Raw genomic sequence first — 15,633 nt, 5'->3', positions numbered from 1 at the left:
GGCCCCATGCTTACCGCGGTCGCGGTAAGCGTCGGCGGCGGTGCGGGGAATCGGACCTAGCCTTCCGTGATCCGGCCGCCACCGCGACACGAGAGGCCAGGTCATGCTCGACTTCCTGCGCACCTTCTTCGACCTGCACGAGATCCTGGACGTCCTGCCCGCGCTGCTCACCGAAGGGCTGCGCAACACCCTGCTGATCGCCGCGCTGGCGATCGTCTTCGGCGTCGTCGCCGGGGTGCTGCTGGCGATGCTGCTGCTGTCCCGGCGGCGGCTGGTCCGGCTGCCCGCCCGGATCTACGTCGACGTCTTCCGGGGACTGCCGGCGATCGTCACCGTCAGCCTGGTCGGCGTCGGCCTGCCGGCGGCCGGCCTGCGCCCGTTCGGCCGCGAGCCGCTCGGGTACGCCGTGCTCGCCATCGCCCTGATCTCCGCCGCCTACTCGGCCGAGATCTTCCGCTCCGGCATCCAGGCCGTCCCCGCCGGGCAGCTGCACGCCGCGCGCAGCCTCGGCATGCCCTACCTCACGGCCATGCGGGTGGTCGTCGTGCCCCAGGGCGTGCGCAACGTCCTGCCCGCGCTGGCCGGCCAGTTCATCATCGACATCAAGGAGAGCGCACTGGTGTACCTGCTCGGGCTCGGCTTCGGCCAGCGGGAGCTCTACTTCATCGCCCAGGAACGGCAGGCGGCGACCTACAATTCGTCGGCGCTGGTCGCCGCGGGCCTCTGCTACCTGCTGCTGACCATCCCGCTCACCTACGCGGTGAACAAGCTCGACCGGCGCATGCGCGAAGGCCGCCGCTTCACGGCGGTCCCGGCGGCGGTCGCGCCCGTCCCGGCGAAGGCGGCCGTCTGATGACCGCGGTGTCCGTGCGCGGCCTGCACAAGAACTACGGCCCGATCGAAGTGCTCCGCGACGTCGACCTCGACGTCGCCGCCGGCGAGACCGTCTGCGTGATCGGGCGGTCCGGCTCCGGCAAGTCGACCCTGCTCAAGTGCCTCAACCTGCTGGAGGAGCCGACGTCCGGGGAGATCCGGATCGGCGGCACCGAGATCACCGGCGCCCGGGTGGACGTCGACGCCGTCCGCGCCCGCGTCGGGATGGTGTTCCAGCACTTCAACCTGTTCCCGCACATGAGCGTGCTGAAGAACGTCACGGCCGCGCTGCGCCACGTCCGGGGCCTCGGCAAGGAAGCCTCCGAAGCCTCGGCGATGACCCAGCTCGAGCGGCTCGGCCTGGCGCACCTGGCGCAGCAGCGGCCCGGGCGCCTGTCCGGCGGGCAGCAGCAGCGCGTCGCGATCGCCCGGGCCCTCGCCGTCGAACCCGAGGTGATGCTCTTCGACGAGGCCACCTCCGCCCTCGACCCCGAGCTGGTCAAGGACGTCCTCGACGTCATGCGCACCCTCGCCGGCTCGGGCATGACCATGCTCGCCGTGACCCACGAAATCGGCTTCGCCCGCGAGGTCGCCGACCGCGTGGTGTTCATGGACGACGGCCGCATCGCCGAATCCGGTCCCGCCCGCGCCACCCTCGACGATCCGGAAACCCCGCGGCTGCGCGACTTCCTCGCCCGCGTCCTGTGACCGCCTTCCGAAAAGTCCGGAAAGGACAGACCATGTTCCGCATCGCTTTCGCCGCGTTCGCCGGCGCCCTGGTGCTCGCCGGCTGCGGCAGCACGTCGTCCGCCGACGACCCGTACGGCCTGCTCGAACCCGGCACCATCCGCGCCGCCACGCAGACCAGTCAGCCGCCGTTCGCCTACGGTGATCCCACCGGGAAGCCGGTCGGGTTCATCATCGACGTCACCGACGAAGCCGCCAAGCGGCTCGGGCTGAAGGTGGACTACAAGTCGACTTCGGTGACGTCGTCGCTGGCCGGGCTGACCAGCCACCAGTACGACCTCGCCGCCGCCGGCCTGGGTGTCACCGACGAACGCCAGAAGAGCGTTTCCTTCACCAAGCCCCTGTTCTGGAGCACCACGGCCGTGCTCACCACGGCGAACTCGGCCGCCGCGAAGCTCACCGACTTCGCCGGCCGGAAGGTCGGCGCGGTCACCGGGTCGACGCAGGAACCGTTCGTGCCGGCCAAGATGCCCGGCGCGCTCCCGATCGGCTTCCCCAACGCCAACGCCGCGGTGAGCCAGCTGCTCAACGGCGCCCTCGACGCGTTCGTCGTCGGCGGGCCGGACGCCGAGCAGTTCCTCAAGCAGTACCCCGCGCTGCGGCGGGCCGCCTCGGCCCCGGTGGAGCACCCGACGTCGATGGCCGTGCCCAAGGACCACGGGGCGCTGCTGACCGCGCTCGACCAGCAGATCGGCGCGATGGTCGCCGACGGCACCTACGCCCGGCTCTACCGCAAGTACTTCACCACCGCCCCGCTGCCCCAGCTCGTCGCCGCCTGGCCCGCGCTCGGCGCGCAGTTCGCGGGCGGGCTCTGATGGGCGGCTGGGAACGGCTGGCGCTGCCCGGCGGCCGGGACTGCTGGCGGCTCGTGCTCGACGTGCCGGCCCGCGACGGCGTCGTCCTGGTCGCCGACCTCTACGCCGACCGGCCCGATCCCCCGCCCGGCCCGGTGCTGCTCGAGCGCACCCCGTACGGCCGCCGGCTGGCCCGGCCGTCCGACGGCGTCCTCGGCCCCGACCACCCGCCGGCACCCGAGGTGGCCGCGCAGCGGTTCGTCGAGGGCGGGTACCTGGTCGTGCGCCAGGACTGCCGCGGCCGCGGCGACTCGGGCGGCACGTTCACCAAGTACCTCAACGAGGCCGAGGACGGCTACGACACCGTCGAGTGGATCGCGGCGCGGGACTGGTGCGACGGCCGGGTCGCGACGATGGGCGTCTCCTACTCCGCCCACGCGCAGGCCGCCCTGGCGTCACTGGGCGCGCCCCACCTGGCGGCGATGTTCCTCGACTCGGGCGGCTTCGCCAGCGCCTACGAAGCCGGCACGCGGATGGGCGGCGCGTTCGAGCTGAAGCAGGTGACCTGGGCGTTCCACCGCGCCCGCACCAGTGCGAAGGTGCTCGCCGACCCGGTGCTGCGGGCCACCCTGGAGGCCGAGGACCTGCGGGCGTGGTTCACCCGGATGCCGTGGCGGCGCGGCGCGACGCCGTTGCGGTTCGTCCCGGACTACGAGGACTACCTGCTGGAGCAGTGGGAGCACGGGGTGTTCGACGAGTACTGGCGCCGGCCCGGCATCTTCGCGCGCGGCTTCTACGACCGGTTCCCGGACGTCCCCAGCCTGCACATCTCCAGCTGGTACGACCCCTACATCCGCACCGCCACGGAGAACTTCCGCGAGCTGGGCCGCAAGAAGCACAGCCCCGCCTACCTCGTGCTCGGGCCGTGGACCCACGGCGCCCGCAGCGCGCGGCACGCCGGCGACGTCGACTTCGGCCCCGAGGCACCGCTCGAGGGGAACCTCGACGACGACTACGTGACGATGCGGCTGCGCTGGTTCGACGCGCACCTCGCCGCGTCCGGCGAGGCCCCGCCGCCGGTGCGGTACTTCCTGATGGGCGGCGGCTCCGGGCGCCGGACCCCCGACGGACGGCTCGACCACGGCGGCCGGTGGCGCACCGCGTCCGCGTGGCCCCCGGAAACCGCCGAGGACCAGGTCTTCCACCTGGGCGCCGACGGCAGCCTCGCACGCACACCGGCTTCGGCGGACGAGGCGTACCTGGAGTACGACTTCGACCCGGCCGACCCGGTGCCCACCCTCGGCGGCCAGGTCACCTCCGGCGAGCCGGTGATGAGCGGCGGCGCGTTCCACCAGCACCCCGACGAGCGCTTCTTCGGCGCGTCGCAACCATTTCTGCCGCTGGACAGCCGCCCGGACGTGCTCGTGTTCCAGACCCCGCCGCTGACGCGGGACGTCGCGGTCGCCGGGCCGGTCACGGTGCGGCTGGCCGTGTCGTCCACGGCGGCCGATACCGACTTCACGGTGAAGCTGATCGACGTCCACCCGCCCAGCGCGGACTATCCGCAGGGCTTCGCGATGAACCTGACCGACGGCATCCTGCGCTGCCGCTACCGCGACTCGTTCGCCGAACCGGCGCCGATGGTCCCGGGCGAGGTGTACGACATCACGGTCGAGGCCCCGGACACGGCGAACCTGTTCCGGGCCGGCCACCGCATCCGGCTCGACGTGAGCTCGAGCAACTTCCCCCGCTTCGACGTCAACACGAACACCGGTGCCCGGGAGGTCGGCGACCGCCGCAAGGTGGTGGCGACCAACCGCGTCCACGTGGGCGGGCGGTCGTGGCTGACGCTGGCCGTGCTGCCGGACGACACCGATGCGTGAACCGCGGCCGATTACTCCGAGTGCACCAATACCCGGCGTCCCCATCACCGGTTCGTGTGATTCAGGACGGCTTTGGGTATGTGGGCACCATGGCTGTCAGAGCACCGGAGAGACCCACGGCGACGCCCGTCGTGTCCACGCCCCGGCGGATCAACCAGTTCGCCCACTGCGTTCCGCTGTTCGACGAGCACAGCCGGCTGGCGGCCGAAGACCCCCGCCGGACCGGCCTGCGTGACCGGCTGATCACCGAGCACCTCGAACTCGCCGAGAACATCGCCAAGCGCTTCGGCGGCCGCGGCGAGTCCTTCGACGACCTCGTGCAGGTCGCCCGGACCGGCCTGATCCACGCCGTCGACCGCTACGACCCCGGCAAGGGCCGCGACTTCCTGTCCTTCGCCGTGCCGACGATCATGGGTGAGGTCCGCCGGCACTTCCGCGACACCGCCTGGTCGATGCGCGTGCCCCGCGGGCTCAAGGAGCTGCAGCAGACCCTCGCCCGGGCGACCGGCGAGCTGGCCCACGACCTGGGCCGCTCCCCCACCCCGAGCGAGCTCGCAGCGCACCTCGACATCGACGTCGAGACCGTCCGGGAAGGACTGCTCGCCGCGGAGGCCTACAAGCCGGCGTCGCTCGACGCCCCCACCCGCGGCGGCGACCACGGCACGGTCGCCGACCAGCTCGCCGATCGCGAATCCCCGTACTCCAAGGCCGACGACCACCTGACGCTGCAGGCCGCGATGGCGGTCCTCCCGCCCCGCGAACGCGCGATCATCGAGATGCGGTTCGTCGAGGAGCTCACGCAGAGCCAGATCGCCGAGCGGGTCGGCGTTTCGCAGATGCAGGTTTCCCGGCTGCTGACCAAGACGCTCCAGCAGCTGCGCGGCCGCATCGTCGAGGAGTAGCGGGAGAAGAGCCGCACGGGGACAGGATTCGCAGGATGGCGGACATGTCCCCGCCGCGCCGGCCGCAATCGCGCCATGCTTCCGGAAGTCCCGGGTCGTCGTGCTCTCGACCGCGGCCCGCCGACCTTCGAACCCGTAAGCACACCAAGGAATCGGAGCACGGGCGTGAACTTTCGGAAGCACGGTTTCTTCGTCGTGGCACTACCCGCACTGGTGCCCGCCTTCGGAGACTTCGCCACCGGACGGCAGGTCGATCTCGTGGCCTGCGACCCCGGATTCAGTGGCGCTCCTTGAGGTAGCCGGCCAGCTCGGTCACGGTGGGCCGGTCGAAGACGACCGTGGCCGGCAGGTCCCTTCCCGACAGCGCGGCGAGGCGGGTGCGCAGCTCGATCACCGTCAGCGAGTCGAAACCCAGCTCCGGGAACGGCTGGTCGTCGGCGATCACCGCCGCGTCCGGGTGGCCGAGCACCGCCGCCACCTCCGCGCGTACCAGCTCGCGCAGCTCGGGCTCGGCCGGGTTCTCCGGCCACGCGGGCGGCGGTGCGGCCGCGCGCGAACCGCCGGCCGGCGGGGCCATCGCCGCCGACGGGTCGAACCGGACCGGCACCAGCACCGGTTCGGCCGAGCCGAGCGCCGCGTCGAACAGCGCCAGGCCCTGCTCCGCCGTGAGTCCGCCGACGCCGGACGCGTGGATCCGGCGCCGGGCCGCCGCCGAGATCCGGTCGCCGAGGCCGGTGCCCAGCTCCCACAGCCCCCACGCCAGTGACAACGCGGGGAGCCCCGCGGCCCGGCGGCGGCAGGCCAGCGCGTCCAGCGCCCGGTTGGCGGCCGCGTAGTTGGCCTGCCCCGCCTTGCCGAACACGCCGGCGATCGACGAGAACAGGACGAACGCGGTCAGCGGCAGGTGCCGGGTCAGCTCGTCGAGCACCAGCGCCGCGTCCACCTTCGGGCGCAGCACCGTGTCCAGGCGCTCCGGCGTCTGCGCGGCCAGGACACCGTCGTCCACCACGGCCGCGCTGTGCACGACGGCCGTCAGCGGCGGGTCGCAGCTCTCGACCAACGCCGTCACGGCGGCCCGGTCCGCGACGTCGGCCGCGACGATCCGCACCTGCGCGCCCAGCTCGTCCTGCAGCTCTTGCGCGCCGGGGGCCGCCGGCCCGCTCCGGCTCACCAGCAGCAGGTGCCGGACGCCGTGCGCGGTCACGAGGTGCCGGGCCAGCGCCCGGCCGAGCGCGCCTGTCCCGCCGGTGACCAGCACCGTCCCTTCCGGACCGAACGGCCGTCCGTCCGACGGCGCCGCCCGCGCGATCCTCAGCACGTGCGGAATCCCTTCGCGGACGGCGATCTGCGGCTCCGCGCTGCCGCCCGCGAGGCCGGCCACCCGCTCCACCGGGAAGCCGGGCTCCAGGTCGGCCAGGCTGATCCGGCCCGGGTACTCCGCCGCCGCGGCGCACCCGAAACCCCAGACCGCGGCGGCGGCGAGGTCCGGGACCGGCCCGGTCGCGTTCCTGGTGACGAGGACGAGCCGGTCGCCGCGCTCCTGCCAGTCGTGCAGGACGGCGAGTGCCCGGCCGGTCGCCGCCCGGACGTCGCCGGGCTCGATTTCCACCACCCGGACCGGTTCCCGGGCCGCGGCCGGCGTCATCGGAATCCACTGTGGACGGTAGAGCATCGTGTCCCGCGGCGCCATCGGCCGCGTCATCAGGGACTCGACCCGGGCGACCGGGTGCCCGTCTTCGCCGTACAGCTCGACGCGGACGGCGCCGGGGCCGAGGCGGACGCCGTGCACCCGCGCCCGCCGCGCACCGGGCGCGTAGACCTCGACGCCGCTCCACAGGAACGGCACCCTCGGCTCGGCCGCCGGTCCCTCCGCGAGCGCCGTCGCGTGCACGGCCGCGTCCAGCAGGACGGGGTGCAGCTCGAACCGGCCGCCGACGTCCGGCGCGAGGTCGACCTCGGCGAAGAACTCCTCGCCACGCGTCCACAACCTTTGCACAGCTTGGAAAACGGGCCCGTAGGCGTGCGCGCGGTAGGCCTCGGCGACGTCGACGTCCACCGCGCCCGGCGGCGGCCATTCCCCGGTCCAGCCGCCGGGGAGGGCGCCGCGCGGGCGCAGGCTCCCGGAGGCGTGCTTCCGCCAGCGCTCATCCGCCGGACGCCGGGCGTACACGTCGATGCGCGGCCCGTCCACGACGACCTGGACGTGGACGTCCTCGGCCGCGTCGAGCCGCAGCGGCGCTTCGATCGTCAGCTCTCCGACGGCCGCCCCGCCGGCGTGCAGGGCCAAGTCGACGAACGCCGTGCCGGGCGCCAGGACCGCTCCCCCGATGACGTGGCCTGCCAGCCACTGGTGCCGGCGGACGCCGAGCGAGCCGCCGTGCACGATCCGCGGCGAGTCGGGCGCGACCAGGGCCGGGCCGAGGACCGCGTGGTCCCCGCCGGCCGGCTCGAGCGACGGCGACGGCGGGTCGAGCCAGTACCGGGTGCGCTTGAACGGATACGTCGGCAACGGCGTGATCCGCGCGCCGCTGCGGGCGAACACCGCGGTCCAGTCGACGGGGACCCCCGCGGTGTGGATCGCACCCGCCGCCGCCAGCACTCCGGCGCCGGACATCGTCGCCGCGGTCACCGGCAGCGCGTCGGCCGCCGCGCGGCTGAGCACGGGCGCCGGGCCGATTTCGAGGCCGACGACCGGGCCCGGTGCGGTGATCGTGGCGAGCGCGTCGGCGAACCGCACGGCCGAGCGGGCGTGCCGCCGCCAGTGACCGGGCTCGAGCTCGTCGACGAGTAGTCCGGTCAGGCCCGACACCAGCGGTATCGACGGCCGGTGGTGCTTCAGCCCGGTGGCGATGTCGTGGAACTCGTCGAGCATCGGGTCCACGAGCGGCGAATGGAACGCGTGGCTGACGCGCAGCCGCGTCCCGCCGCCGAAGCGTGCGGCCAGGGTCGTCGTCGCGGTGTCCGCGCCGGAGAGGACGATCGAACGCGGGCCGTTGATCGCGGCGATCGCGACACCGTCACCCAGCAGCGGCGCCACTTCCGCCTCGGTGGCTTCGACGGCGATCATCACGCCGCCGCCGGGCAATGCGGCCATGAGCCGGCCACGCGCGGCCACGAGCGTCGCGGCGTCGGGCAGGGCCAGCACTCCGGCGACGTGCGCGGCGGCGATTTCGCCTATCGAGTGCCCCATCAGCACGTCCGGACGCAGCCCCCAGGACTCGAAGAGCCGGTACTGGGCGACTTCGAAGGCGAACAACGCCGCTTGGGCGTGGTCGGTGCGGTCCAGCGCCTCGCCACCGGCATCCGCGATCTCACGCACCGGGCCGCCGAGCGCGTCGCACGCTTCGTCGAAAGCGTCGGCGAACACCGGGAACAGTGCGGAAAGTTCCCGTCCCATCCCGGCGCGCTGCGCGCCCTGCCCGCTGAACAGCAGGGCCAGCCGGGTCCCGCCGCGCACGGTCCGGCCGGGCACGCGGCCTTCGGCGACGGCGCGCAGGGCTTCCGGGTTCCCGGCGGGCACCAGCACGCGGTGCGCGAGCGGCGTCCGGCGGGCCAGTGTGAAGGCGACGTCCACGGTGTCGGCGGCCCCGGCCAGACCGGCCGCGACCTGCCGAAGACCTTCGCCGTCGGCCGCGCTGAGCAGCCACGGCGCCGCCGGGAACGCTTGCCGCGCCGGGACTTCCGGTGCCGGTGCCTCTTCGACGAGCACGTGCGCGTTGGTGCCGCCGATCCCGAAGGCGGACACCCCGGCCCGGCGGACCCGGTCCGCGCGCGGCCACGGCCGTGCCTGGTCCAGCAGCGCCACCCCGCCGCCGGCCCAGTCGACGTGCGGGCTCGGCTCGTCCGCGTAGAGCGACGGCGGCAGCTGTTCGTGCTGCAAGGCCGCCACCACCTTGATCACGCCGGCGACCCCGGCGGCGGCCTGGGTGTGGCCGATGTTCGACTTCACCGACCCGAGCCACAGCGGGTCGCCGCCCCGGCCTCGCCCGTACGCGGCGATCACCGCCTCGGCCTCGATCGGGTCGCCCAGGGACGTGCCCGTCCCGTGGCCTTCGACGGCGTCGACGTCGGCCGCGGCCAGCCCCGCGTCCGCGAGCGCCGACGCGATCAGGGCCTGCTGCGCGCGCCCGTTCGGCGCGGTCAGCCCGTTCGACGCGCCGTCGGCGTTCACGGCCGAGCCGCGCAGGAGCGCGAGCACCGGGTGCCCGTTCCGGCGCGCGTCGGACAGCCGCTCGAGCAGGAGCACACCGGCGCCCTCGGCCCAGGCCGTGCCGTCCGCTCCGGCCGCGTACGACCGGCACCGCCCGTCCGGGGACAGGCCGCGCTGGCGGCTGAAGGCCAGGAACGTCCGCGGAGTCGCCATCACCGTCGCCCCGCCGGCGACCGCGAGCGAACACTCCCCCGCACGCAAGGCTTTCGCCGCGAGGTGGAGGGCGACCAGCGACGACGAACAGGCCGTGTCGACGGTGAGCGCCGGGCCGGTCAGCCCGAAGGTGTAGGAGATCCGGCCGGAAGCCACCGCGTGCGACGACCCGATGCCCAGCCACGCCTCGAGCTCGTGGGGCGTGGTGAACCGGCTCGCGTAGTCCTCGTTCATCACGCCGACGAACACGCCGGTGTCGCTGCCGCGCAGCGTCCCGGCGTCGATGCCGGCCCGCTCGAACGCCTCCCACGACGTCTCGAGCAGCAGCCGCTGCTGCGGGTCGGTCGCGAGCGCCTCGCGCGGCGAGATGCCGAACAGGCCCGCGTCGAAGTCGCCCGCGCCGTCGAGGAACCCGCCGCGCCGCGTCACCGAACGGCCGATCCGGTCCGGGTCCGGGTCGTAGAGCTCGCCGGTGTCCCAGCCGCGGTCGGCCGGGAACTCCCCTGTTGCGTCGATCTGGTCCGCGACGAGCCGCCAGAGGTCTTCCGGCGAGCGCACACCGCCGGGGTACCGGCACGCCATCGCCACGACGGCGATCGGCTCGGCGGCGGGTGCCGGCGTTGCGGGCGCGTGCGTGCTCGCCGCGCCCGAGGCGAGCCGGGCCAGCTCGGCGATGACCTCGCCGGGCGTCGGGAAGTCGTAGATCAGCGAGTGCGGGACGGGCACGCCGGTGAGCGCGGTGATCCGGTGCCGGAACTGCACTCCGGCCAGCGACGACAGCCCGAGGTCGGTGAAGGGCCGGTCCCGCCAGCCGTCGCCGCCGTCGTGGCCGCAAAGCGCGATCAGCTCGGCTCGCACCACCGCGGCGAGGTCCGGCGGTTCCGGCGCGCTCGCCAGGACGTTCCGGCGTGGCTTGCCCGACGGCGTCCGCGGGACCTCGTCGACCTCGATGTAGGCGACCGGCACCTTGTACAGCGACAGCCGGCTCAGGCACAGCCGCCGCAGCTCTTCGGCGTCGAAGCCGTCGGGCCCGGGGACCACGAACGCGACGGGGACCGCGCCGACGACGGCGTCGGGCCGGCCGGCGACGAGGACGTCGCGCACCGACGGCGCCTCTTCGAGCACCGCCTCGATCTCGGTCGGGTGGACGTTCTGGCCGCCGCAGACGATGACGTCGTCGACCCGGCCGTCGAGCACCAGCCGGCCGCCTTCGAGCCGCCCCGCGTCGCCGGTGGGGTACCAGCCGTCGCGCACCGGCGAGGACTGGCCGTGGTAGCCGAGCATCAGCCCCGGCCCGCGGACGAGCACCTCACCGGCGTCGATCCGGATCTCGACGCCGGCCACCGGCTTCAGCCCGGCCTCGCCGGGGGTTTCGACGGCGATCTTGCCGCCCGTCTCGGTGCTCCCGTAGCCGTTGAGCAGCTCCTGGCCGAACAACTCCCGGGCCGCGGTCCGGGCCGCCGGCGTGCACGGCGCACCGGACGTCAGGCACCGCCGCGGAGTGCCCAGCGGGCCGTCGTGCTCCTGGCGCAGGCGCAGGTAGGTGGCCGGCACCCCGGCCAGCACGCAGCCGGGGTGGGCGGCGAGCAGGTCCGGGGAAAGGCCATCGGCGAGCCGCGTGTGGGAGCCGACCGCGATGGTCGCGACGAAGGCCAGCGACAGGGCGTAGGCGTGGTGGGTCGGCAGCGGCCACAGGACGGTGTCGTCCGCGGTAAGCCCGAACATCGGGACGTAGCAGGCGGCGGTCGACCACAGCATCGCGCGCTGGGAAAGCAGGACGCCCTTGGGACGGCCCGTGGTGCCGGAGGTGTAGAGCAGCCAGGCCGGTTCGTCGAGGCCGAGGTCGTCCCGCGGCGGTCGCGCTCCGGGTTCCGGCGGGTCCTCGACGAAGAGAACGCGCAGGTCGCGGTGCTCGCCGAGGCGGTGCGCGAGGTCGGCGTGGCGCGCCTCGGTGATGAGCAGAGTCGCGCCGGAGTCGTCGGCGATGTGGGCGAGTTCGGCTTCGGTCGCCCGCGTGCTGACCGGAACACCGACGGCCGAGGCCCGCAGCACGGCCAGGAGGTATTCGGCGAACTCGACCCGGCTGCCGACGTGGACGAGCACCCGCTCGCCTCGCGCCACGCCGAGCGCGGCGGCGTACTCCGCGCTGCGGCCGGTGAGCTGTCCGTAGGTGATGGTCCGCGTGTCGTCCGAGTAGGCCGGCCGGTCGGCGGGATGGGCGGACAACGCGGCGGTGAGCGGCCGGACGAGCCCGGCCCGGATTTCTTCCACTGCTCCGGGTATACCGCAGTTTTCGCCTCGACGGCCACGGGGACGTTTCCGCGACGCCCGGGTGACGGCCGGCTGCGACGCTGTCCAGGGTTCCCGTCGCGGGAGGAGAGCCGTCCCATGCCGCCGCCACCGAGGGCACGAGCGAAGCTCCCCGCGCTGACAGTGGACGCGGCGCCGGCGGCTGTGAAGGAGCGCTCACCGCGGCCGAAACCGGCCCCGCTGCCGCCGTCGAACGCGGCGGCGCTGGCGGCGCTGCGGGCCGGTGACAAGAAGCCGCTCGCGGATCCGTCGCGGAAGGAGTCGCAGGACAAGGTCGGCAACGGTGCGGTGGCGGCGGGCCTGGCCAGGAGTCCGGGCGCCGATCCGAAGTTCGCGGTGCTGAAGAAGGACGTCGCGCACAAGAAGCACACGGTCGCGAAGTCCCATCCCCCGGCGAACAAGGAAGCGACCTCGGCGCAGGCCGCCTCGGTGCCGCCCAAGGACGACGAGGTGGCGCAGGGCAAGACGGCCAACGCCGAGAAGATGAACGAGGCCAAGCCGAAGGACTTCGACAAGGAAGCGTTCGTCAAGGCCGTCGAGAAGGCCATTGCCGAGAAGGCGCCGAAGAACCTCGAAGAGGCCGACGAGTTCTCCGAGTCCGGCAAGCCGGCCGAGGTCAAGGCCGAAGTGGCCGACAAGGTCGGCGAGGGCAAGAACGACTCGGCCGAGCAGATCGCCGACACGACCGCGGCACCCCCGGACACCTCGGCCGCCGAGGTCAAGCAGGTCGTGCCGATGACGGGCGACCGCCCACCGGGCACCCCGGCCACGCCCGACCCGGCGAAGGCGACGCCGGACAAGCTGCCGCCGTCGGCCACCGACATGTCCGCGGGCCCGGCCGCCGTCGACAAGCAGATGGCCGAGAACCAGGTCACCGAAAAGCAGCTGTCGACGGACCCGGCGTTCAGCCCGGCTTTGAAGGACAAGAAGGCCGCGGAGAAGCATTCCGAGGCGACACCGCCGGAGCTCCACAAGAACGAGTCCCAGCAGCTGCGCCAGACCACGGCCCAGGCCAAGCAGTTCGGCGCGTCCGCGATGGGCGCGATCACCACCCGGCGGGCGGGCGCCGGTCGCCTGGTCGACCGCGGGAAGGAAGCCACCAAGAGCGACGACCAGGACAAGCGCGCCAAGGTGACGGCCATTCTGCAGAAGGTCTTCGACACGATGAAGACCGACGTCGAAGGCATTCTCACGGGTCTCGACAAGCTCGTCGACGACCAGTTCACGAAGGGCGAGAAGGAAGCCCGCGACGCGTTCACCGCCGAGCACCGGCGCAAGATGGACGAGTACAAGGACCGGCGCTACAGCGGTGGCTGGGGCCTGGTCAAGTGGGGTCACGACAAGCTGTTCGGGTTGCCGGAGGAAGCGAACCAGATCTTCGTCGAGGCCCGCGACCACTACGTCAAGGCGATGCGCGGGGTCATCTCGGCCGTCGCGGACACGATCGGCCGTGAGCTGACGCGGGCCAAGCAGCGCATCGCGACGGGTCGTACAGAGCTGCAGAAGGCCGTCGACAGCCTGCCGAAGGACCTCAAGGCGCTGGGCAAGGAGGCGGCGGCCGGGTTCGCCGACAAGTTCGACGAGCTGACCCAGTCGGTCGACGACAAGAGCACCGAGCTGGTCGACACGCTGGCCACGAAGTACACGGACGCGGTCAAGGCGGTCGACGCCGAGATCGACGCGGAGAAGGAGAAGAACAAGGGGCTCGTCGACAAGGCACTGGACGCGGTCAAGGGCGTCATCAAGACGATCCTCGAGCTGAAGGACATGCTGCTGGGGGTGCTCGCGAAGGCGGCGCAGGCGGTGATGGGCATCCTTCGCGATCCGATCGGTTTCTTGGGCAATCTGGTGTCGGCGGTCGGCGGCGGGTTGAAGCAGTTCAAGAACAACGCGGTGACGCACCTGCAGCAGGGAGTGTTGTCATGGCTCCTGGGCACGGCGGCGACGGCCGGGATCACGTTGCCCACCAGCTTCGACGTCGTGGGCATCCTGCTGATGATCGCCAGCCTGCTCGGCTTGACGTGGGCCAACTTGCGGGCGCGGATCGCCCGGAAGGTCCCCAAGGAGGCAATGGCGGCGATCGAGGCGGGCGAGCACGCGCTGCCTCTGGTTCTGGAGGTCCGGAAGCGCGGAATCCGGGCGCTTTGGGACGACCTCCGCGATCGCGTCGGCGATTTGAAGAAGACGTTGATCGACAATCTCGTGTCATATCTGCTGCCGACGATCATCATGGCCGGGATCACGTGGATCATTTCCCTGTTCAACCCGGCTTCGGCGTTCATCCGCGCGTGCAAGATGATCATCGACATCATCAAGTTCATCGTGACCAATGGTCGTCAGATCATCGAGTTCGTGAACACGGTGCTGGATGCGGTGATCGCGATCGCCAAGGGCGGGGCCGGCGGGGTGGCCGGTTTGGTCGAGAAGGCTCTCGCGCGGTCGATTCCGGTGTTGATCGGGGCTTTGGCTGCGCTTCTCGGGGTTGGGGGTATCGCGGGGAAGGTCAAGGAGATCTTCCAGAAGCTCGCTCGGCCGGTGAACAAGGCTATCGACTGGGTGATCGGGAAGATCGTCGGGTTGGCCAAGAAGGTTTGGGCCAAGGTCAAGGCGCTGGCGAAGAAGCTGAAGGACAAATTCAGCAAGAAGAAGCCCGAGAAGAAGGGCAAGCCCGGCGCCGACGACAAGAAAGACGCTACTGTCAAGCTCCAGCCGGAGCAGGAAAGCCTGTCGATGACCGGCGAAGGGCACACCCTGATCGCGACACCCGGCGAAGGTGTCGACATCGCGAGCGCTCGGCTGAAGGTGTCCGTCAAAGCCGATCGCGTGATCAAAAGACTCCAGGCAAGGAAGCGAAAAGACCCGAAAGAGAAAGAGAAGGTCAACGACCTCAAAGCGATCGTCCGGGTCGCAAAGAAAGTCGAGAAGCTGGTCGGGGCAGCGGAGAAGCAAAAGGGCAAGCAGGCCAAGAAGCTCCTCGAATACCCGGGCTTCCCGGCCGCGTTCCGTGACCTCAAGGCCAAGATCGTCCAATATGGGAGCGACTACGGCGTCAAGGACCTGGCCGAGGGTGACCTGGGCGATCAGGTCAAGATCGAGAAGGAGATCCGCGCCGACATCGTTTCCGTGGCCAGAGACCACGACAAGGGCGGCCGATACGAAGACGTCATCGACGAAGTGGTCAAGAAGGTGAACAGCGACAAGAAGATCGCGAAGTACACCTCTTACCACGCCTCACCTCCGGAGTGGCGCGGCAAGGACGTGATCGAGGGCGCGAACTACCTCGTCGTCGGGGAGTTCGCCCGGGACTCGGGCCGCACGTACCGGATCCTGGTCGGCGATCAGAACCTCGTCGGCGAGGAAGCGAAAAAGGCCTTCGCCGAGCTGGTCAGAGTGACCGCGGCGGCCGGCAACCTGTCGGCAACCATGTTGAAGGCGGAAATGACCGAGGGGATGCTCGAAGCAGGCAAGCACAGACCGGACCTGCGTACGCGGTTCATCGGAATGGCAGTCGAGAAGTACGTGGCCAGGACCGTCTCTCACCCCGACATCAAGCGACTGGGCGCGAGCCGGCCAGGAGAGAGTGTTCCTGACTTCCTGATCAAGGACGGCAAGCGGTCCTTCCCGGTGGACGTCACCGGCTCCAGCCGCACGTCTACGATGGAACATCTGCAACGGGCGTACATAAGCCGCGAGAAGCAGATCGTCGCGTATCGCCCGATCCCGGCTCGTACCATCGATGCCGTGTTCGGATGAGCGCTGGA

Annotated in this window: 7 protein-coding genes; 6 read left to right on the top strand and 1 reads right to left on the bottom strand. The window is 71.9% G+C overall.

The window, feature by feature from the left end:
- The first annotated feature begins 103 nt into the window (after positions 1-103).
- From QQ657_RS08820 to QQ657_RS08800, 5 genes are all read left to right on the top strand, one after another.
- Positions 104-853: an amino acid ABC transporter permease gene (locus tag QQ657_RS08820; RefSeq protein WP_284741607.1), complete on the top strand. Its 750-nt coding sequence runs from the start codon at positions 104-106 to the stop codon at positions 851-853.
- Entirely contained in the window at positions 853-1,581 is a 729-nt protein-coding gene (locus tag QQ657_RS08815; RefSeq protein WP_284741606.1) for an amino acid ABC transporter ATP-binding protein, read from the top strand. Before QQ657_RS08820 ends, QQ657_RS08815 begins: the two co-directional genes overlap by 1 nt.
- A gap of 32 nt (positions 1,582-1,613) precedes the next feature.
- Entirely contained in the window at positions 1,614-2,435 is an 822-nt protein-coding gene (locus QQ657_RS08810; RefSeq protein ID WP_284741605.1) for an ABC transporter substrate-binding protein, read from the top strand.
- A complete protein-coding gene (locus QQ657_RS08805; RefSeq protein ID WP_284741604.1) occupies positions 2,435-4,297 on the top strand; it encodes a CocE/NonD family hydrolase in 1,863 nt (620 codons plus the stop codon). The genes QQ657_RS08810 and QQ657_RS08805 overlap by 1 nt, the downstream gene beginning before the upstream one ends.
- 89 nt (positions 4,298-4,386) lie before the next feature.
- Complete coding sequence (locus QQ657_RS08800; protein ID WP_284741603.1) at positions 4,387-5,199, top strand: SigB/SigF/SigG family RNA polymerase sigma factor; 813 nt, start codon at positions 4,387-4,389, stop codon at positions 5,197-5,199.
- Between the two features lie 277 nt (positions 5,200-5,476).
- On the opposite strand, the gene QQ657_RS08795 is transcribed toward QQ657_RS08800, so the two are convergent.
- Positions 5,477-11,833, bottom strand: coding sequence for a type I polyketide synthase (locus QQ657_RS08795; protein WP_284741602.1), 6,357 nt, complete (start codon positions 11,831-11,833; stop codon positions 5,477-5,479).
- 117 nt (positions 11,834-11,950) lie between these two features.
- On the opposite strand from QQ657_RS08795, the gene QQ657_RS08790 reads away from it, so the two are divergent.
- The gene (locus QQ657_RS08790; protein ID WP_284741601.1) at positions 11,951-15,625 is read left to right on the top strand and encodes a hypothetical protein; all 3,675 of its coding nucleotides are present in this window, start codon (positions 11,951-11,953) and stop codon (positions 15,623-15,625) included.
- The last annotated feature ends 8 nt before the right edge of the window (positions 15,626-15,633 follow it).

It is taken from the genome of Amycolatopsis ponsaeliensis (assembly GCF_030182635.1).
Classification (GTDB): Bacteria; Actinomycetota; Actinomycetes; order Mycobacteriales; family Pseudonocardiaceae; genus Amycolatopsis; species Amycolatopsis ponsaeliensis.
The sequence above is the reverse complement of the archived record's forward strand: the minus strand, read 5'-3'. Positions and strand labels throughout refer to the sequence as shown.